Annotated in this window: 19 protein-coding genes and 2 pseudogenes; 12 read left to right on the forward strand and 9 right to left on the reverse strand. The window is 68.0% G+C overall.

Going from position 1 to position 18,720, the window contains the following annotated elements; all coding sequences use genetic code 11:
* Window positions 1-112: 112 nt before the first annotated feature.
* Window positions 113-411: pseudogene (locus tag SGR02S_RS15545) on the reverse strand (plasmid stabilization protein).
* 270 nt (window positions 412-681) lie between these two features.
* Between SGR02S_RS15545 and SGR02S_RS15550 the strand changes: the two are divergent.
* The 3 genes from SGR02S_RS15550 (at window position 682) to SGR02S_RS15560 (ending at window position 2,782) form a co-directional block, all read left to right on the forward strand.
* Entirely contained in the window at window positions 682-1,338 is a 657-nt protein-coding gene (locus SGR02S_RS15550) for a DUF4142 domain-containing protein (protein WP_067111874.1), read from the forward strand.
* Between the two features lie 152 nt (window positions 1,339-1,490).
* Window positions 1,491-2,312 (forward strand): Crp/Fnr family transcriptional regulator, encoded by an 822-nt coding sequence (locus SGR02S_RS15555; protein ID WP_067111878.1) that lies wholly within the window; start codon window positions 1,491-1,493, stop codon window positions 2,310-2,312.
* A gap of 35 nt (window positions 2,313-2,347) precedes the next feature.
* Window positions 2,348-2,782: a CBS domain-containing protein gene (locus tag SGR02S_RS15560; RefSeq protein ID WP_067111880.1), complete on the forward strand. Its 435-nt coding sequence runs from the start codon at window positions 2,348-2,350 to the stop codon at window positions 2,780-2,782.
* A 15-nt stretch (window positions 2,783-2,797) separates the two neighbouring features.
* Here the strand turns inward: SGR02S_RS15560 and SGR02S_RS15565 are convergent, their stop codons facing one another.
* The 3 genes from SGR02S_RS15565 to SGR02S_RS15575 all read right to left on the reverse strand — a co-directional run bounded on the left by SGR02S_RS15565 (window position 2,798) and on the right by SGR02S_RS15575 (window position 5,791).
* The gene (locus SGR02S_RS15565) at window positions 2,798-3,529 is read right to left on the reverse strand and encodes a hypothetical protein (RefSeq protein WP_255211498.1); all 732 of its coding nucleotides are present in this window, start codon (window positions 3,527-3,529) and stop codon (window positions 2,798-2,800) included.
* A gap of 16 nt (window positions 3,530-3,545) precedes the next feature.
* On the reverse strand, window positions 3,546-4,757 hold the full coding sequence (locus tag SGR02S_RS15570) for a toxic anion resistance protein (RefSeq protein WP_067111886.1): 1,212 nt from the start codon (window positions 4,755-4,757) through the stop codon (window positions 3,546-3,548).
* Window positions 4,758-4,831: 74 nt separating this feature from the next.
* The gene (locus tag SGR02S_RS15575) at window positions 4,832-5,791 is read right to left on the reverse strand and encodes a bile acid:sodium symporter family protein (RefSeq protein WP_067111913.1); all 960 of its coding nucleotides are present in this window, start codon (window positions 5,789-5,791) and stop codon (window positions 4,832-4,834) included.
* 313 nt (window positions 5,792-6,104) lie between these two features.
* On the opposite strand from SGR02S_RS15575, the gene SGR02S_RS15580 reads away from it, so the two are divergent.
* From SGR02S_RS15580 to SGR02S_RS15595, 4 genes are all read left to right on the forward strand, one after another.
* Complete coding sequence (locus SGR02S_RS15580; RefSeq protein WP_067111889.1) at window positions 6,105-6,761, forward strand: 5'-methylthioadenosine/S-adenosylhomocysteine nucleosidase family protein; 657 nt, start codon at window positions 6,105-6,107, stop codon at window positions 6,759-6,761.
* Between the two features lie 94 nt (window positions 6,762-6,855).
* Entirely contained in the window at window positions 6,856-8,703 is a 1,848-nt protein-coding gene (typA, locus tag SGR02S_RS15585) for a translational GTPase TypA (protein WP_067111892.1), read from the forward strand.
* A gap of 95 nt (window positions 8,704-8,798) precedes the next feature.
* A complete protein-coding gene (locus tag SGR02S_RS15590; protein ID WP_067111894.1) occupies window positions 8,799-9,212 on the forward strand; it encodes a hemerythrin domain-containing protein in 414 nt (137 codons plus the stop codon).
* A 75-nt stretch (window positions 9,213-9,287) separates the two neighbouring features.
* Window positions 9,288-9,548: a DUF3297 family protein gene (locus SGR02S_RS15595; protein WP_067111895.1), complete on the forward strand. Its 261-nt coding sequence runs from the start codon at window positions 9,288-9,290 to the stop codon at window positions 9,546-9,548.
* Window positions 9,549-9,578: 30 nt separating this feature from the next.
* Here SGR02S_RS15595 and SGR02S_RS15600 read toward each other — a convergent pair whose 3' ends face one another.
* The 3 genes from SGR02S_RS15600 to SGR02S_RS15610 form a co-directional block, all read right to left on the reverse strand.
* The gene (locus SGR02S_RS15600) at window positions 9,579-10,145 is read right to left on the reverse strand and encodes a CHAP domain-containing protein (protein ID WP_067111897.1); all 567 of its coding nucleotides are present in this window, start codon (window positions 10,143-10,145) and stop codon (window positions 9,579-9,581) included.
* A gap of 190 nt (window positions 10,146-10,335) precedes the next feature.
* Complete coding sequence (locus tag SGR02S_RS15605; protein ID WP_067111899.1) at window positions 10,336-12,690, reverse strand: putative bifunctional diguanylate cyclase/phosphodiesterase; 2,355 nt, start codon at window positions 12,688-12,690, stop codon at window positions 10,336-10,338.
* Window positions 12,691-12,795: 105 nt separating this feature from the next.
* Window positions 12,796-14,556, reverse strand: coding sequence for a fatty acyl-AMP ligase (locus SGR02S_RS15610; protein WP_067111901.1), 1,761 nt, complete (start codon window positions 14,554-14,556; stop codon window positions 12,796-12,798).
* A gap of 223 nt (window positions 14,557-14,779) precedes the next feature.
* Between SGR02S_RS15610 and SGR02S_RS15615 the strand changes: the two genes are divergently transcribed.
* The 4 genes and pseudogenes from SGR02S_RS15615 to SGR02S_RS20615 all read left to right on the forward strand — a co-directional run.
* Window positions 14,780-15,310 (forward strand): regulatory protein RecX, encoded by a 531-nt coding sequence (locus SGR02S_RS15615; protein ID WP_255211499.1) that lies wholly within the window; start codon window positions 14,780-14,782, stop codon window positions 15,308-15,310.
* Between the two features lie 44 nt (window positions 15,311-15,354).
* The gene (locus SGR02S_RS15620; protein ID WP_082797186.1) at window positions 15,355-15,801 is read left to right on the forward strand and encodes a DUF192 domain-containing protein; all 447 of its coding nucleotides are present in this window, start codon (window positions 15,355-15,357) and stop codon (window positions 15,799-15,801) included.
* Window positions 15,802-15,891: 90 nt separating this feature from the next.
* Window positions 15,892-16,278, forward strand: coding sequence for an NADH:ubiquinone oxidoreductase subunit NDUFA12 (locus SGR02S_RS15625; RefSeq protein ID WP_067111910.1), 387 nt, complete (start codon window positions 15,892-15,894; stop codon window positions 16,276-16,278).
* Between the two features lie 230 nt (window positions 16,279-16,508).
* Window positions 16,509-16,679 (forward strand): annotated as a pseudogene (locus SGR02S_RS20615) (DUF2155 domain-containing protein); the annotation flags it as partial.
* A gap of 44 nt (window positions 16,680-16,723) precedes the next feature.
* On the opposite strand, the gene aat reads toward SGR02S_RS20615, so the two are convergent.
* Window positions 16,724-17,509, reverse strand: coding sequence for a leucyl/phenylalanyl-tRNA--protein transferase (gene aat, locus SGR02S_RS15630; RefSeq protein WP_082797187.1), 786 nt, complete (start codon window positions 17,507-17,509; stop codon window positions 16,724-16,726).
* Entirely contained in the window at window positions 17,506-18,339 is an 834-nt protein-coding gene (locus SGR02S_RS15635; RefSeq protein WP_067111918.1) for a class I SAM-dependent methyltransferase, read from the reverse strand. The genes aat and SGR02S_RS15635 overlap by 4 nt, the downstream gene beginning before the upstream one ends.
* Window positions 18,340-18,418: 79 nt before the next feature.
* Here SGR02S_RS15635 and SGR02S_RS20125 point away from each other — a divergent pair, with 79 nt between their 5' ends.
* Window positions 18,419-18,604 carry a hypothetical protein gene (locus SGR02S_RS20125; RefSeq protein WP_148650926.1) on the forward strand — a complete coding sequence of 62 codons (186 nt, stop codon included), beginning with the start codon at window positions 18,419-18,421 and terminating at the stop codon, window positions 18,602-18,604.
* Window positions 18,605-18,720: the final 116 nt, after the last annotated feature.

Raw genomic sequence — 18,720 nt, forward strand, 5'->3', positions numbered from 1 at the left:
GAAATCTGAGCCACTTGTCCGTTCGGGCGCGCCCGGCTTGCAGCCGGACCCGAAAGATCACAGCCCGAAGGGATAGGTATCGGGCCAGTCCTTGCGGTCGCCATCGCGGAGTCTAGCCGCCGGCGCGGCGGCGGCGCGTTTCCCAACCCTTTTTCGCGGCCGCCGATCGCTTCTCCGCGCTCTGGCTCGACCCGCCCTTGTGGCCGCGCCCTTGCGCGATGAAGCGTGGCTTTCCTTCTTGCCGCGGCCCGACCCCGATTTTTTGCCGCCGCCCGATTCCTTGTTCACCGTCGCCCAGGCGCGGCGCTCGGCCTCGGCATGGCCGACGCCGCGCTTCTCATAACCTTCCTCGATATGCTCGGCCTTGCGTTTCTGCTTGCCGGTATAGCTCGATTTGTCGCCGCGGGGCATGATCGCTCTCCTTCCTCTCTTCCCCGACAACCGCTCGACCAGGACGAGGTTCCGCGCGCGACGCGGTGCGTTTCGCTGTCCGCCGAACGGGTGGGGCGCGGGCGCTCCATGCAAAAAGCGGGACGATCCAGAGGGTTGCCGGCGGCGCCGAAAAAAGCCGCCCCCATTCTTATAATTTGAATCAAGTTTATGAAAAATAAAAATAATCTTCGACAGGAACTCTGCCGGGCCGCGCCGCGTCGAGCCTGCATCAGACATGGGAGACTCAACATGGCCTATTCACGCATGACCGGGCTTGCGGCCCTCGCGCCCCTTGCGCTTCTTGCTGCCTGCGGTAGCCCGGACAAGGCGCGGCAGGACGACAGCGGCGCCATGCCCGACGGAGAGATGACCCCGACCGAAGGAAGCATCGCGGCGGTCGATCCTCAGACCTTCGCCAACCGCATCGCCGCCAGCGACCAGTTCGAAATCGAATCCGCCAAGATCGCGCAGAGCAAGGCGAAGTCGAAGGCGCTTCGCGATTTCGCGGCGAAGATGGTCACCGACCACACCGCATCGAGCGCCAAACTGAAGGCCGCCGCGACGACACAGGGGCTGACGGTGGACGCGTCGCCCAACGCCCAGCATCGCACCGACCTTGCCGCGCTGCGGGCGGCAACCGCCGACGATTTCGACAGCCTCTACAAGGAACAGCAGATGCGGGCGCATGAGGCGGCGCTTGCCGAACTCAACGGCTATGCCGACAGCGGAACGCAGGATGCGCTGCGCGATTTCGCGCAGGCGACCGCGACGGTGGTCGACGGGCATCTCTCGATGCTGCGCGGCATCGACGTTCCCGCCCGCAACGCTGCGGCGACGGGTACCGCCCCGTCGACCCCCGCAGCACCGCCGCCGGCCGCGCCTGTGGACAAGACACCCGCGCAGTAGCGCCGCGACCTTGTCCTTCGCGGTGGGCGGGGCCGGAATCGTCGAACGGGCCGGGCGCGAATCGCGACGAAGCGATCGCCCGGCTAACATGGGTGAGGGACCCCCGTACATCGGGGGGTTCATCATCCGGACCGGTTCCGAGGTACCATTCCATGCCTTTCCGCGAAATTCTCGACAGTCTGCTGACGCCGCGCGAACGCATCGCGTGGGAGGCCTGCCTGGCGCGCAACGCCCGCGACCATGGCAAGGGCGCCGATCTGACCCGCGAGGGCGAACGGCCGCGGGCGCTGCATGTCGTGCTCGACGGATGGGCGCAGAAATACAAGCAGCTTCCCGATGGCCGGCGCCAGATACTGGCGCTCTATCTGCCCGGCCAGCTTTGCGACCTCGACCTGTTCACCGTCAGCCGCAGCGATCATTCGCTCGCCGCGGTCCGCCGCCTGTGTGTGGCGGAGATCGGGCGCGCCGAGGCGTGCGACCTGCTGCACCGCTGCCCCAGCCTTTCGCAGATATTCTGCTGGAGCGAGCTTGTCGCCGGCGCGATCCAGCGCGAATGGATGATCAGCATCGGGCAGCGCAACGCGCAGGAGCGCGTCGCGCACCTGCTGTGCGAGCTGTATGTCCGCCAACACGGCAAGACGCCGCCGAATGCCGGCGCGTGCGATTTCCTGCTCACCCAGTGGCAGATCGCGGAGGCGACCGGCCTGACCCAGGTCCATGTCAACCGCACGATCCAGGAACTGCGCCGGTGCTGCGGGGTCGAGATTCGCCAGCTGCGGCTGGAGCTTTCCGACTTCGAGGGGCTGGCGGCGCTCGCGTCATTCAACGCAAACTACCTCCATTTCAACGAAGCCCCCTCCGCCGCCGAGCGCGTCGCGCCGCTGTTCGAGCCCGTCGAGACGGTGGCGCCGCTGGGCCGCTTGCCGCTGGCGGCTCCTATCCTGCAGGCGTCCGTGCCGGCGCGCAGGATGTGATTTTGGTGCCGGGGGGCGGCATGAAGGAGAGAGACATGAAGGTCGCCGATTGCATGAGCCGGAACATATGCGTCCTGTCGCTCGACAATTCGCTCCAGTCCGCGGCGCAACTGATGGCGGAAATGGATTCGGGATTCCTGCCCGTCGCCGACAAGGATGAGCTGATCGGCATCGTCACCGACCGCGACATCGCCATTCGCGGCGTCGGCATGGGACTCGCCCCGTCCGCGGGCGTCGAGGAGGTGATGAGCGACGAGGTGCGCTATTGCTTCGCCGAGGATGAGGTCGAGAAGGTGCTCCACACGATGGGCACGCTGCAGGTGCGCCGCCTGCCCGTTCTCGACCGCGACAAGCGGCTGGTCGGCGTGGTGTCGCTCAGCGATCTTGCGACGAACGGCGCCGCGCCTGCGGCCGGCGCGGCGCTCGGCGATATCGCGCAGCCCAGCGAACACCATTCGCAGCGCCTGTAAGGCACCGGGGTCCGGTCAGGACGTCGGCGCGTCGCCCCCGTCTTCCGCCTCCAGCCCCTGATATTTGAGCTGGAGATAGCGCTCGCGCGTCGCGAGCTTGTCGAGTTCGCCCGCGGCCAGACTGCGGGCGGCCTCGCCGATCTCGCGTTCGAGCATCCTGAGGCCGCCGACCAGCGTTTCGTCGGGGGTACGGCCGGCGTGCGCCTCGCCGCGCAGCCCGGCGGGGATGCGCTGATAGCCCGCGACCAGCTCGGGCAGATCCTCGCCGACGAGCTTGCGGATGTTGCCGGCCGCCGGAGTCGCGGGGTCGAGCGTCTGGAGCTGCGGCGCGAGCAGGTCGAGCTGGACGCCGATGCCGTCGACGAGTTGGCGCGCCGGTGCGGGGAGCGCGGGGCGCTGCGCCTCCAGCCATATCTCGGTACGCCCCGCGAGTTGCTTGAGGTCGGCCTTGGGCAGGTCGGCCTGGCGCGGTTCGGGGAAGGGCGGCCATTTGCCGAACAGGATCGCGACGCCGATCAGCAGCAGCGTGACCGCCATCACCCCGGCAAAGCCGAGCGGCCGGATCAGCATACCGAACAGCGCCGCCGCGATCAGCACCGCGCCGCCCGCCATGCAGATGCGGCCGATCTTCCGGAACAGATGCTGGCGGCGCAGCGCCATGCTCTTGGTGCCGATCGGCCGTCGGCGTTCGCGCGACCGCTCGATCGCGGCATTGCCGAGCATGATCGTCTGGTCGGTCTCGCTCATCGCCATCGCCGCCTCGTCAGCCCTCGAGCGCCGCGAGCGGGCTGTCGGCGCCGCCGACGCTCGCCTGTGCCTGGCTCGCGCCCTCGGCGCGCGCGATATAGCCCTTCGACTTGGCGACCTCGCCTTCCAGCGCCGTCACCGTCGTCTTCATCGTGTCGAGCGCCTTCAGCTTGAAGGTGTCGATCGCGTCCATCGTGTCGTAGATGTTCTGAAAGGCGCGGCTCAGCGTCTCCATCGGGATCGTGCTCGATGCCGCCTGTTCGTGGATGCGCGCGGTGTTGTCCTTGAGCATCTTCGACGTGCCGTCGATGATGTTCGCGGTCGTCGTGTTGAGCGCGGTGATCTGTTCGAGCACCAGCTTCTGGTTGGTCATCGCCTGCGCCACGGTGATCGCGGTCTTGAGCGCCCCGACGGTGGTCGTGCTGGCGCGGTCGACCCCCTTCACCAGTTCGACATTGTTCTTCTTGACGAGATCGAGCGCGAGATAGCCCTGCACCGTCACCGCCATCTGGGTCAGCAGGTCCTGCGTGCGCTGACGGGCATAGAAGAGCGCATTTTCGCGCAGGATCTTCGCCTTGGCCGGGTCGCTGCCGTCGAGTTCGTTCGCCTTCGCCTCCAGCCGCTGGTCGAGCGTGTTCGCGATGTGGACCATCTGCTCCAGCTTGCCCATCGATTCCCACATCTTGCGGCGTTCGACGTCGATGGCGGCATTGTCCATCAGTAGCTCGTCCTTGCCGTTGGCGAGCGCGGTCAGGATGCCGCTGATGTGAGTCTGGGCGCTGCGATACTGCGCGAAATAATTGCTGACCTTGCTGCCAAAGATCTTGTCGAGGAAACCGCGCTTGGTCAGCAGCTTGCCGTTCGCCGACGGGTCGAGCCGTTCGACGGTGGTGCGCAGTTCGATCAGATTCTGGCCGATGTCGGTGTCGCGGTCCATCGCCCGGACCGGGCGGTCGAGGAAGCGGTTGCTGTGGCTCGCCGCCTCCAGCATCTCCTTGCGGCCCATGTTGGTGATCTGGTCGATGCGCTTGCCGAACTCGGGCGAATTCTCGTCCTGCGCGACGAGATCGTCGATGAAGCTGTCGACGCGTTCCTCCAGCTTCGATTTCTGCTCGGTCGACAGCGGCACCAGCCCGGCGGCCTTTTCGGGCGACACGGCCGGGACAGGTTCGGGCGGCGTCAGCTTCAGTTCATCGGTGGCGGTCGCCGTCGCGGTGTCTTCGCTCATTCCACTTCCTTCCAGCCCTCAAGTCGGCTCTGGGCCGAAGCCTATATGGCACGCGGCACTGTGTTGTTCAAGCATCACACCTCTTGCGGCCGATTCAGGAACGGCGCGATCCACGCGGAGAGGATGAGCTGCGCCATATGATAGACGAGGATCGGCACCAGCACCACGCCCGCGATGGCCGGGGGAAAGAGCGTCGCGGCGAGCGGCGCGCCCACCGCGATGCTTTTCTGCGCGCCCGCGAAGAGCAGGGTGACGCGGTCGGGCCGGCGCAGGCGCAGCAGCCCGCCCAGGGCCCAGGCGGCCGCAAAGGCCAGCGCGAGCAGCGCCGCAACCGCGGCGAAGGTGATGCCGATCTCGCGGCCGTCGAGCCGGGTCCAGATGCCGCCGACCACCGCCGCGGAAAAGGCGACATAGACCGCGATGGCGATCGAGGTGCGATCCATGAAGGTCGCCAGTTCGCGATGCCGCAGCACCCAGGGGCGCAGCCAGCGCTGCGCCGCCTGCCCCGCGACGAAGGGCAGCAGCAGGATCAGGGCGATGCGCAGCGCCGCCGCGCCGCTGATCGCGCCCGCGCTCCCCGCGAGCGCGGCGAAGAGCAGCGGGGAAGCGATGACTCCGGTCAGGTTGAGCAGCGCGGCGGCGACGACGCTCGCCGCGACATTGCCGCCCGCCATGCTGCTCGATGCGGTTGCCGACTGGACGGTCGAAGGCAGGATGCCGAGGAAGAGGAAGCCAAGCGCCAGGGTCGCGGGCAGGAAGGGCGCGGTCGCTGCCTGCGCGACAACGCCGAGCAGCGCCATGCCGCCGAAGCAGAAGGCGAGGCCAGCGCCCTGCAGCTTCCAGTTGCGGACGCCGTGCAGCACCTCGTCGCGCGGCAGCCGCACACCGTTGAGGAAGAAGAGCAGGACGATCGCCGCGGTCGACACGCCCTGCGCTACGGGCACCGCCTCGCCGCGCACCGGCAGCAGGCTGGCGATCAGGATCGTCGCGAGCAGGACGGGGACGAAGCGGTCGGGGAAGATGCGTGCGAGCATGATCGGGGCGATGGCGGGATGCGCGGGGATTGGCAAGACTCGTCAACAGGCGCTCCCCCCGCGGGAAGATGAATCGGGTACAGGACCCAGCGCTCCGCGCCGGGACGGCGCCGCGGGTGCCCTTTGTAGCTTTGGCCGTTGCCGGGCGAGCGCAGCCTCGTGGGCGCGCGAGGGGACAGGCGGCGCGGCGAGAGCGGGATTTTCGGCATCGAGTGGAGAGGCTGGCGCCGCGCGGTTTTGCAGGACAGAGATTTCCTGCGCGCGCCTGCGCGAATCCTTTTCCATCCGACGATGCCGTCGCTACAGGGCGTCCATGTCCCGCATCCTCATCCTCGCCGCGCTCCCCGAAGAGGCGGACGCCCTTTTCCCCGGGGAGGGCGTGCGCACCGCCGATGGCTTCGCCATCCGCCGCCTTGCGGTGCGGGGGCATGCCCTCGCCGTTGCGACCTGTGGGCTCGGCAAGGTCCATGCGGCGCTTGCCGCCGGCCTGTTCGGCGGCGACGCCGACCTGTTGCTGATGAGCGGGACCTGCGGCGCGCTCGATGCCGAGGCGGGGCGCGCCTATTGGCTCGCCGAGGCGGTGCAGCATGATTACGGCACGGTGCGTCCCGACCGCTTCGACCGCTATCGCGCGGGCGAATGGCCGGCGGGAGAGGTGGGCGAGGCGCATTTCGCCGCCATGCCCGATCCCGGGCTGGGCCTGCCGCATGCGCGAATCGCGAGCGGCGACAGCTTCATCGCCTGCCCCGACGTGGCGGCCGGGCTCGTGCGCGGCCTTGGCGCGACGCTCGTCGATATGGAGGTGGGCGCCGTCGCGCAGGTCGCCGCGCGGCTCGGCAAGCCGTGGGCGGCGGTCAAGGCCGTCACCGATACGGCGGACGAGGGAAGCAGCCGCGACTTTCACGCGAACCTCGTCCGCGCCGCCCGCGCGGCGGCGATGGAGGTCGAGCGGCTGATCGCGATGCTGTGACATCGGCAATTTTGTTGCGCCGCAGCAGCAAATTCGCTAGGCGCGCCGCCGAAGTGCGGCGCAGCGCCGCCATGCCCCGTTAAGGTATTTTCTGATGTCATTGCGTAATATCGCCATTATCGCGCACGTCGATCATGGCAAGACAACCCTTGTCGACCAGCTTTTCCGCCAGTCGGGCACCTTCCGCGACAATCAGCGCGTCGATGAGCGCGCGATGGATTCGGGCGATCTCGAAAAGGAACGCGGGATCACCATCCTCGCCAAATGCACCTCGGTCGAATGGGGTGAGGGCGAAGAAAATGGGGGTGCGGGCACGACGCGGATCAACATCGTCGACACGCCGGGCCACGCCGACTTCGGCGGCGAGGTCGAGCGCATCCTGTCGATGGTCGATGGTGTCATCCTGCTCGTCGACGCGGCCGAAGGGCCGATGCCGCAGACCAAGTTCGTCACCGGCAAGGCGCTGGCGCTCGGTCTGCGTCCGATCGTCGTCGTCAACAAGATCGACCGCAGCGACGCGCGTCCCGCCGAAGTGCTCGACGAGGTGTTCGAGCTGTTCCTGACGCTCGACGCGAGCGACGAGCAGCTCGATTTCCCGATCCTCTACGCTTCGGGCCGCTCGGGCTTCGCCTCGCCCGATCCGGAGGCGCGCGACGGCGATTTCACGCCGCTGTTCCAGACGATCGTGGGCCATGTGCCCGCGCCGGGTCTCGACGCCGACGGGCCCTTCTCCTTCCTCGCGACGCTGCTCGACCGCGACAATTTCATCGGCCGCGTGCTGACGGGGCGCGTCCAGTCGGGGACGATCAAGGTCAATCAGCCGATCCATGCGCTCGACGCCGACGGCAAGGTGATCGAGACGGGCCGCGCGTCGAAGCTGCTCGCCTTTCGCGGGCTCGACCGCGTGCCGGTCGAGGAAGCGCGCGCGGGCGACATCGTGGCGATCGCGGGACTGACCAACGCGACCGTCGCGAACACCATCGCAGACCCGAGCGTCAGCGAGCCGATCGCCGCGCAGCCGATCGATCCGCCGACGCTGTCGATGCGTTTCGCGGTCAATGATTCGCCGATGGCGGGGCGCGAGGGTAGCAAGGTGACGAGCCGGATGATCCGCGATCGCCTGATGCGCGAGGCCGAGACCAACGTCGCGATCCGCATCACCGAAAGCGCCGACAAGGACAGCTTCGAGGTCGCGGGCCGCGGCGAGTTGCAGCTCGGCGTCCTGATCGAGACGATGCGCCGCGAGGGTTTCGAACTGGGTATCAGCCGTCCGCGCGTTCTCTATCAGACCGACGAGAACGGCCAGCGCACCGAGCCTTATGAAACCGTGGTCATCGACGTCGACGACGAGCACAGCGGCACGGTGGTCGAGAAGATGCAGGTACGCAAGGCCGAGCTGACCGACATGCGTCCGTCGGGCGGCGGCAAGACGCGCATCACCTTCAGCGGCCCGTCGCGCGGCCTGATCGGCTATCACGGCGAATTCCTGTCCGACACGCGCGGCACCGGCATCATGAACCGCCTGTTCGACCGATACGGCCCCTACAAGGGCGCGATCGGGGGCCGCAAGAACGGCGTCCTGATCTCGAACGGCGCGGGCGAGGCGGTGGCCTATGCGCTCGGCCCGCTCGAAGAACGCGGCATCCTCTTCGTCTCGCCCGGCGAGGCGCTCTATGAGGGGATGATCATCGGCGAGAATGCGAAGCCCGACGACCTCGAGGTCAACCCGATGAAGTCGAAGCAGCTCACCAACTTCCGCTCGACGGGCAAGGACGACGCGATCCGCCTGACACCGCCGCGCCGGATGACGCTCGAACAGGCGATCGCCTATATCGACGACGACGAGATGGTCGAGGTGACGCCGAAGAACATCCGCCTGCGCAAGGCGATCCTCGACCCGCACGAGCGCAAGAAGGCGGCGCGCAAGAAGGAAGCGGCATAGGCGGCAGGACAGGCCGGCGAGGCTTGCGTTAACCGTCTTTTCACGGCGGCGGTCTAGGGCCGAATGCGAGGGACCGCTCGGTAAAAGAGGGGTCCATGCATATCGCCGGGGAGACGCGCCGCCTGCGGGACGAGCATACCGCGCTGGCCACTTTGTCGCAATATCTGCTCGATCTGGTCGCCGCCGCCGAACCGCCGCGGCCGACCGAGATCGAGGCGGTGCGCGGCCTGTTCCACGATACGCTGGTCCGCCACCTGAAATGCGAGGACTGGGCGCTCTATCCGCGCCTGCGCGACAGCGGCGATCCCGCACTTGCCGATCTGGCGCAGCTTTTCGTGGCGGAGATCGGCACCCTCGCCGACGAATATGCGCGCTATGACGGCCTGTGGCCGACCGGGCGGATCGCGGCCGAATGGCCGCGGTTCCGCCGCGAGACGCGGGCGATCCTTGCCGCACTGCGGCGGCGCATGGCGCGCGAGGAACGGGAGCTTTATCCCGTCGCAGAATAGGGGCAATTTCTGGCGACAATGCTTGATTTGCCGGCCATCCTCGCCTAGCCGCGCGGCAGTTTCTGGAGATTGACGATGACCGATACGCCCCCCGACCGCCTGTCGACCAACCCGCGCTCGCCGCATTTCGACATGGAGGTGCTGCAGCGCGGCATCGGCATCCGCTTCAAGGGCAAGGAACGCACCGACGTCGAGGAATATTCGATTTCCGAAGGCTGGATTCGCGTCGCCGCGGGCAAATCGAAGGACCGCTTCGGCCAGCCGATGACGATCAAGCTGTCGGGCGAGGTCGAGGCCTGGTTCGAGGATGACGACGCCGAGAGCGGCGAGGAATAAGTCGATCCCCTCCCGCAGGGGAGGGCCGGCTCAGCCGCCGAGCGAGGCGGCGACGATGTCGAGGCCGTTGCCGGGCTTCCAGTCGTTCTGTGTCCACACCGGCGTATCGAACGCCTTGCGCTCGGGCTGGGCGGCGCCGCCCGCATAGATGAAGCCCTGCACCGGATTGGCGCGCAGCCCGAGGTCGCCGATCGGCGCATACCAGACGCGGACCATGCTCCAGTCGCCGGCGTCGCTGACGTCGACGACACGGACGTTGCGCTCGATCTGGCCGCGGCGGCCGTTGATCGGCGACCAGTTGGCATGATCGATCAGGATTTCGCGGTCGCTGACGACCTTCTTGACCACCGCGACGTGGCCCGACGGCATGCCGCGTGTGCCGGCAAAGGCCATCACCGCGCCCTTGCGGGGTTCGTGGCCGCGATCGTAGCTGCCCGCCGCTTGCGACCACCAGGTCTTGGCGTTGCCGCGGATCTCGACGCCCGATTCGGCGCGGGCGAAGGGGACGCACTGAAGATAGTCGGCGGCGATCGCGGGGACGCTGGCGATCAGCGAGGTGCACAGCGCGACGGCACCCAGAAAGCGGCGATGGAGCATGAAAGGCGACCCCCATTTGGCTTGTCTTCAAGCGTTGCAGCGTCCCTGCCGCAGCTTTCGGGCGCCACCAACTGCCTAGCGACGAATCGCGCTACTGCTGCGGTGGGTGGGGGAACCTTTTGTTAAGGCTTTCGATTCGTCGCGGCACGCCATCGGATCGTCGCCGATCCAGCCCGGCCGGAACGGCCCGTCACGCCGCGGCTGTGGCCAGATTCTCGGGCGGGCGGAACAGCGTCAGTACGTCGGCGGCGGGCATCGGGCGCCCGTAATAATAGCCCTGGATGTTGCTGCAGCCGAATGCGCGCAACGTGTCGACCTCGATCTCGGTCTCGGCCCCCTCGGCGGTGGTCGACATGCCCAGGCTGTCGGCGAGCGCGACGACGGCGCGGATGATCGCGATCGATTCGATGCTGCCCTTTGCGGCGCCGACGACGAAGCTGCGATCGACCTTGATCGTCGAGAATTGCGTCTTGCGAAGATAGCCGAGCGACGAATAGCCGGTGCCGAAATCGTCGAGGCTGAGGCGGATGCCGAGCCCGATGAGCTGGTCGAGAAGCTGCGCCGCGCCGCCGCCATCGCGCAGGAAGACGCTTTCGGTCACCTCGATCTCCAGCCGGTGCGGCGGCAGTCCCGACTGCGCGAGCGCCGAGACGACGACCGAGGCGAAATTAGGGTCGGTGAGCTGTTCAGCCGACACGTTGATCGCGACCTTCAGGTTCGCGGGCCAGCGCATCGCCTCGTGGCACGCGGTACGCAGCACCCATTCGCCGATCGGCGCGATCAGCCGCGAATCCTCGGCCAGCGGGATGAAACGGCCGGGCGGGACGGAGCCGAGTTTCTGGTTGGTCCAGCGGATCAGCGCCTCGAAGCCGTTCAGCGTCCCGTCCTCTGCGGTGACGACGGGCTGGTAATAGAGTTCGAATTCCCCGCGATCGAGTGCGCCGCGCAGTTCCTGCTCCATCACGCGCCGCTCTTCGGCCTGCGCGTGGAGCGAGGCGACATAGGCGGCGACGACGTTGCCGCCCTTGTCCTTCGACTTGTAGAGCGCGAGGTCGGCGTTGCGCGTCAGCGTCTCGACCGTCGCGCCGTCCTGCGGGCCGATCGCATAGCCGACGCTGGCACCGACGAAGAGCTGGTGGTTGTCCACGACATAGGGGCGGCTGAGCGTCGCGATGATCCGCCGCGCCATCTCCTCGGCCTCGTCGGCGGACGGGGCCTGGTGAAGCACCACCGCGAATTCGTCGCCGCCGAGGCGGCCGCAGGTCATGCTGCGGTCCATCATTCCCTTGAGCCGCGCCGCGACCTGCGCGAGCAGCTTGTCACCGATCGGGTGCCCCAGCGTATCGTTCACCGCCTTGAAGCGGTCGAGGTCGATCATCAGCAGCGCGCAGCGCGACCGGGCGCTCTGCGCCTGGTCGAGCGCGCGGGCTAGCGCCTCGTTGAGGCTGAGGCGATTGGGCAGGCCTGTCAGATTGTCGAAGCGCGCCATCTTGGCGATCTGCTCGGCCGAAACCCGCTGTTCGGTCACGTCCGATCCGACGCCGCGAAAGCCGAGGAATTTGCCCGCCTCGTCGAGGCGCGGAGAGGCCGACAATTCCCACCAGCGCGGCTTGCCGCCGATCGTCACCGGGACGATCAGGTTGGAAAAGCTTTCGCGCCGTTTCATCCGCTCGGCCATATCGTGCAGACTGCGGGGGAAATTCCCCGTCTCCCACGCGTCCCCCGACAGCGCCTGGACCAGCGGCTGTCCCTCGAGCTCGTCGGCCGCCGCGCCGAGCGCATAGGCGAGGCGCGGCGAGACGTGGACGAGGCGGCGGTTGCTGTCGGTCTGCCACAGCCAGTCGGCCGAGGTTTCCTCGAATTCGCGCAGCAGCAGGCTGACCGTCTCGCTCTTTTCATGCAGCACCTCTTCGGCGCGGCGGAAACGGATATGGTTCTGCGCGAACCGAATGCAGAAGAAGCTTAGGAGCAGGCCCGCGGCGACCGCGACGACGGCGAGCTGGGGCGCGCCGGTGCGGACGAGCGCAACGGCCGCCGACAGGCTGACCGGCGCGATATAGAGGATGCACACGGTTGGAAGGCTGTGCGCGATCATTGCCAGCGTCAGCATCATCAGCAGGGTGGTGGCCCACATCGCAAGCGCATGGTCGGTGCCGGGCGACAGCCCCTGCAGCCAGAAAGGCACTGTCCAGAGCAGCGCCGAATAGAAGGCGTGCCGGTTGCACAGCGCGAATTCGGCGGGGCCCGCGATCCGCGCTTCGCCCAGCGGCCGGGTGGCGAACGAACGATAGGACCACAGGCTGAAGCTCAGCGCGCAGGTGAGCCAGCCGGCGACGATCACCGAGCGGACGTGGGGCACCATGGTGAAGGCGGCGATCAGCGCCATCGCGACGCCCATCCACAGCCGCAGCGAGCCCCGGCCGCGAAGCGGCGCAAGCTGGAGCTGGCGAAGGTGCGCGATGTCCCGGTGCGACGCCCCCAGCCCCAACAGGGTGCGCACGGAAACGTCATCGGCCGGATTCTGGTCGGTCAACAGGCTTTTCACGCCGCCTGTGTAGCGGGGCGGGGTTACCCGAAGGTAACTGCGCCCGCTCCGTCCCGGCGCTTTCGTGCCGGGATGGAGCGAATCGGGCGCCGAACGGGCCCGCCGTCAGGCGGCGATGGCAAAGGGCTGAATCTCGCCCGCCAGATACTGCGCGCGCGCTTTCGACCGGCTGAGCTTGCCCGAGCTGGTGCGCGGCAGGGTGCGCGGCGGGATCAGCTCGACGAGGCAGTTCATGCCGGTGATCGCGCGGACGCGGTCGCGGATCGCCTCGCGCAGCGCGACGCGCTCGGCCTCGTCGCTGGTGCGGCACTGGACGAGCACGGCGGGCGTCTCCTCGCCTCCGGGGGCGGTGATCGCGAAGGCGGCGATGTCGCCGGACTTGAAGCCGGGCAGCTGCTCGACCGCCCATTCGATATCCTGCGGCCAGTGATTCTTGCCGTTGATGATGATCATGTCCTTGGCCCGGCCGACGATATAGATGTAGCCGTCGGACAGATAACCCATGTCGCCGGTGTCGAGCCAGCCGTCCTGCATGCAGGCGGCGGTCGCATCGGGATCGCGGTAATAGCCGGTCATCAGCGACGGACCGGTGCACCACACCTTGCCGACCGTCTGGTCGGGCAGGACATGGCCTTCCTCGTCGCGCACCTCGATCGTCATGTCGCGCACCGCGCGGCCGCAATTGACGATCGCGCGATAGCGGGTCGGCCGGTCGCCGTTGCCCGCGGCACCCGACAGCTCGGTCTCCTCGACCAGCTCGACGACGATTCCCTCGCCCGGCGGCATGATGCTGACCGCGAGCGTCGCCTCGGCGAGGCCATAGCTCGGCAGGAAGGCGCCGGCCTGGAAACCCGCTTCGGCAAAGGCGTCGACGAAGGCCTGCATCACGTCGGGGCGGATCATGTCGGCGCCATTGCCCGCGACGCGCCAGCGCGACAGGTCGAAGCGGTCGGCGACATTGGTCTGGCTGGAGATGCGGCGGGCGCAGATGTCGTAGCCGAAGGTTGGCGAATAGCTGAGTGTCGTGCCCTCGTTGCGACTGATGAGGTCGAGCCAGGCGAGCGGCCGGCGCGCGAAATCCTCGGTCTTGAGATAGTCGACCGACACCTGGTTGGCGACCGGCGACAGGAAGCAGCCGACGAGCCCCATGTCGTGATACCAGGGCAGCCACGACACGCAGCGGTCGCTGTCCTGCAATTTCATGCCGTGTGCATGCGCGGCGAGATTGTTGAGCAGCGCCGCATGGGTGACCGCCACGCCGTGCGGGAATCGCGTCGAGCCGCTGCTGTATTGAAGGTAGCAGGTTTCGTCGCTCTTCTGTTCGGGCAGCGGGGCGACCGGCGCCGGGCGCGCGGCGAATTCGTCCCAGTCGACGGGCATCACGCCCTTTGCCTCGGCCGCCTCGATCGCCATCGCGGCGATGTCGGGCGGGAAGAAGAGCAGCGCGGGGTCGCAGCTTTCGAGCTGGACGACGAGCTGGCCGACATAGGAATCGCGGCCGCCGAAACTGGTGGGCAGCGGCAGCGGCACCGGCCAGGCGCCGGCGTGGATGGTGCCGAAGAACAGCGCGGCGAATTCGGCGCCGGTCTCGGCGATCAGCGCGATGCGGTCGCCGGGCCGGACGCCCGCCGCGATCAGCCGATAGGCGGTGGCGATCGCGTCGTCGCGCAGCTCGCGATAGCTGTAGGCGCGTACGAGGCGCCCGCGCGGATCGTGGAAATTGAGCCCGCGCTTGCCCGCGGCGGCATAGGCGAGCGCTTCGCCGACGGTGGCGAAATCCGAAAAGCGGCGCGGCTGCGCGCATTCGGTGGGCGTCGGGGTCGGCGCGACGGTATCATTCGGTGCGACGTTGTTTTTCTGGGTCATAGGGGGTGCGAGGTCCCGGGATGCGGGACGCGCGGCAACAAGCATGTCATCTTTTTCGGCCATGACGGGGCTGCGCGATCCCTTGCAGTTCGAACAAATCGCCCATTTTCGGGCCTTATCGGCCCGATATGGCGGCGCTGGTCGTTCTCAATCGGGCCCGACTGTGGCATAAACATGGCATATGTCGCATAGCCGCGTTCCATCCGACCGTCGGAAAAAGCCGTTGGACGCAGCCCGGCTCGACGAACTGGCGCTCGCCTATGTCGCGCGTTTCGCGACGAGCCGCGCCAAATTGACGCGCTATCTGGCTCGCAAGGTCCGCGAATCCGAATGGCAGGGCGATGCCGACGCCATGGCGGCGTGCGATGCGGTCGCCGACCGGATGGAGCGGCTGTGCTTCCTCGATGACCGCCAATATGCCGCGATGCGCGCGGGGGCGATGACGCGCCGCGGGTTGGGCGTGCGGCGAGTGAAGGCGCAGCTTTTCGTCGACGGCATCGCGGACGAGGACAGCGGCGAGGCGATCGCCGAGGCCAAGGAGCGCGCGATGGCGGCGGCGGTCGGTTTCGCGCGGCGGCGGCGCTTCGGCCCTTTTGCGACGCGTGCGGCCGACGATCCGGCGCAGCGCGAGCGGCAGGTCGCGGCTTTCGTCCGCGCGGGGCATGCGCCGGCGCTGGCGCGGCGCATCCTTGCGATCGCGCCCGGCGACGATGCGGCACTCGCGGCGCTGGACGGCGAGGCGGCGCTCGATTAGGAAAAGCCCGATTGGCCGGCGAAAGGAACTGCCGAATGCGTGCGATGATGACCGCTTTTGCCCTGGTGCTGGCGCTGCCGGTGACGGCCTGTGCCAAGGATTCGGACGCCCAGTCGCAGAGCGCGACGGTCCCGCTGACCGTCGCGATGAAAGGCGTGCAGCACAAGTTCCAGGTCGAGGTCGCACGCACCGCCGAGGAGCAGGCGCGCGGCCTGATGTTTCGCACCAGCCTGCCCGCCGATGGCGGCATGATCTTTCCCTTCACCCCTCCGCGTCCGGCGAGCTTCTGGATGAAGAACACGCTGATCCCGCTCGACATGATCTTCATCCGCGCCGACGGCAGCATCGACCGCATTGCCGAGAACACGATCCCCGAATCGCTAGAACCGGTGGTCAGCGGCGGCGACGTCGCGGCGGTACTCGAACTCGCGGGCGGAACGGCCGCCCGGCTCGGGATCGACGAGACCGCCACGGTGACGTGGAAGAATTGACGCTCTGATCCTCATTGGGGACCGGATTCTCGGTCTTTCTGACCTTTCGCGCTTGCGAAGCGCGGCGGCTTGCCTGTAAACGCCACGGCCATGAGCATCCTCGGCAAGATTTTCACCTGGTGGGACGGCGCGACCGTTGGCACGCTGCTGAACAGCTGGAAAAATGGCGAGAAGGTCGGCGAGGACAGCCTCGGCAACCGCTATTACCGCGCGCGCAAGGGGAATCGCCGCTGGGTGATCTACAACGGATCGAACGACGCGAGCCGCGTGCCCCCCGAATGGCACGGCTGGCTGCACGGCACGCTCGACGAACTGCCGTCGGAGGCGCTGCCCGCGCCGCGCCCGTGGCAGGCCGAGCCGACGCCGAACCTGACCGGCAGCCTCGGCGCCTATCGCCCGGCGGGCGCGCTCGAGCGCGGCGGGCGCCGCGCCGCCGCGACCGGCGACTATGAGGCCTGGCGCCCCGGCGCCGAGTGACCCGCGCGGTGGTGCGCCCGCTTCCGATCGCGCTTGCGGCGCTGCTCGCGGCGACGGGGCTCGCTGCCTGCGACCGCGGCCCGGCGAAAAAGGTCGACAAGGCCGAAGCGGTGCGCTCCGAAAGCGTGCCGCAGGAAGTCGGCGGGATCGAGGGGGCGACCCCGATGGCGGAACGCGTCGCGGTGCTCGGCCTGCTCAACAAGCGCAACGGGCTGGTCCGCGAGCTGGAGATGAAGCCGGGCGATTCGGCGCGCGTGGGCCGTGCGATCGTCCGCCTGCGCGCCTGCGAGCAGACCGCGCCGTGGGAAGACCCGCCCGAAACCGGCGCCTTCGTCCAGCTGTCGGTGCAGGATCAGCGCGACGACAAATGGTATCGCGTCTTTTCGGGCTGGATTTTCCGCGAGCGGCCCGAACGCAACGTGATCCAGCACCCGATCTTCGACGTCTACGTCAAAAGCTGCGCGATGACATATCCCGGCGGCGAGCCGGTCGCGCGGGCGGCTCCCAAATCCGATGCGGCGCCCAAGGCGTCGAGCGCGCCCCAGTCGCCCGCGACGAACGGCGGCGAAGGGACGACCGCTGCACCCGCCGCGCCGTCGCCGCCACCTGCACCGGCGACCCCGCCGGCCGCTCCGCCCTCGACCCCCGACAACACCGAATAGAGCCGCGCGAGATAGGCGGCCTGCGTGATTTCGATCGCGCCGAGGCTCGCCAGGTGCGGGGTGATGAACTGGCAGTCGAGCAATTGCCAGCCGCCCGCCTTCAGCCGCGCGACGAGATGCGCCAGTGCGACCTTCGATGCGTCGCGCACGCGGCTGACCATCGATTCGCCGAAGAAGGCGCGCCCCAGCGACACGCCATAGAGGCCGCCGACCAGCGCGTCGCCCAGCCAGCATTCGACGCTGTGCGCGTGGCCGAGGCGGAACAGCCGTTCGTAGCTCGCCTTGATGATCGGGTTGATCCACGTCGTCGGCCGGTCGGGTGCCGGCTCGGCGCACAGCGCCATGATCGCCGGAAAGGCGGTATCGGTCGTCACCCGAAAGCGGTCGGCGACGATCACCTTCCGCAAGCTGTGCGACAGATGGAAGCCGTCGAGCGGCAGGATCGCGCGCAGCCGCGGCTCGACCCAATGCACCGACGGATCGTCCGCTCCGTCGGCCATCGGGAACAGGCCCTGCGCATAGGCGCTGAGCAGCAGCGCGGGGTCGATGGTTTCGAGCGGCTTGGTCAGCTTGCGGGCTTCACGAATTTCAGCGTCATGCGGTCCGATTCGCCGATCGCCAGATATTTGTCCTTGTCCTTCTCGCCCTCGGTCAGCGTCGGCGGCAGCGTCCACACGCCCTTTTCATAATCGTGCGTGTCCTTGGGGTTGGCGTTGATGTCGCTCTCACCGGCGAGGCGGAAGCCCGCAGCTTCGGCAAAGGCGACGATCGATGAGCGCTTCATGTAGCCGCTCTTTTCCTCGCGCGCCGAATCCATCTCCTCGGGCAGGCGATGCTCGACGACGCCCAGCACGCCGCCGGGTTTCAGCATCGCATAAATCTGCTTGAACGCGTCGGCGGTCTTGTCGGCGCCGCCGAAGCGCCAGTTGTGGACGTTGCGGAAGGTCAGCACGACGTCGGCGCTGCCGTCGGGTACCTTCGGACCCGCGCCGGTCGCCGGAAATTCGGCGAGCCTGACCGCGCCATAGACGTCGGGGTGTGCGCCCTGCCACTCCTTGATCTTGTTGAGGCCGCGCTCCCACGGCGCCGCGGCATAGAGCGTGCCGCCGCCCGCTTTGGCAAGCGGCGCGAGGATTTCGGTGTACCAGCCGCCGCCCGGCCACAGCTCGACGACGGTGTCGCGGCCGGTGACGCCGAAGAAGGCCAGCGTCTCGGCGGGGTGGCGATAGACGTCGCGCGGCAGGTTCGCCGCAGCGCGTGTCGGTGCCGCGACCGCCGCCGCGATCGCATCCGACGGCTGCGCCGCCGCCTCGCCCGCGGCCGCGTTGGACGATGGGGCGCTGCAAGCAGCCGAGGCGGCGAGCAGGGCGGCTATTGCAACGGGACGAAAATGACGCATATCGGCACCTTTCGGCTGGCAGGGGCCGGTGGGGCCGATCCTGCTGGGGAAGGTCCATAGTGCGAAGGGAAGCGCGTCGATGCAAGTGTCCATGCTGTCGGTCAGCATCGGGGCGGTGGTACTGTTCGGCATTGCCGAAATTGCCGAATGGCGCCGCAAGCACCGGCATGACGTTGACCGGGTCGGCTTCATGCCGTGGCGCGGCATCGCGCTCGCCAGCATCGCGGTGGCGCTGTTCGCAGCGGCGTTCGCGCTCAAGGGCTGATTCCCCTTGCCGCAAAGCGGCTAGGCGTAGTTGGATGAGGGTGTCTGCGTGGCGTGTTTGCGCGCCGTCGATACCCTCCCCAGCTTCGACTAGGCCATGATGACATGAGACGGACT

Source organism: Sphingopyxis granuli NBRC 100800 (genome assembly GCF_001591045.1).
Classification (GTDB): Bacteria; Pseudomonadota; Alphaproteobacteria; order Sphingomonadales; family Sphingomonadaceae; genus Sphingopyxis; species Sphingopyxis granuli.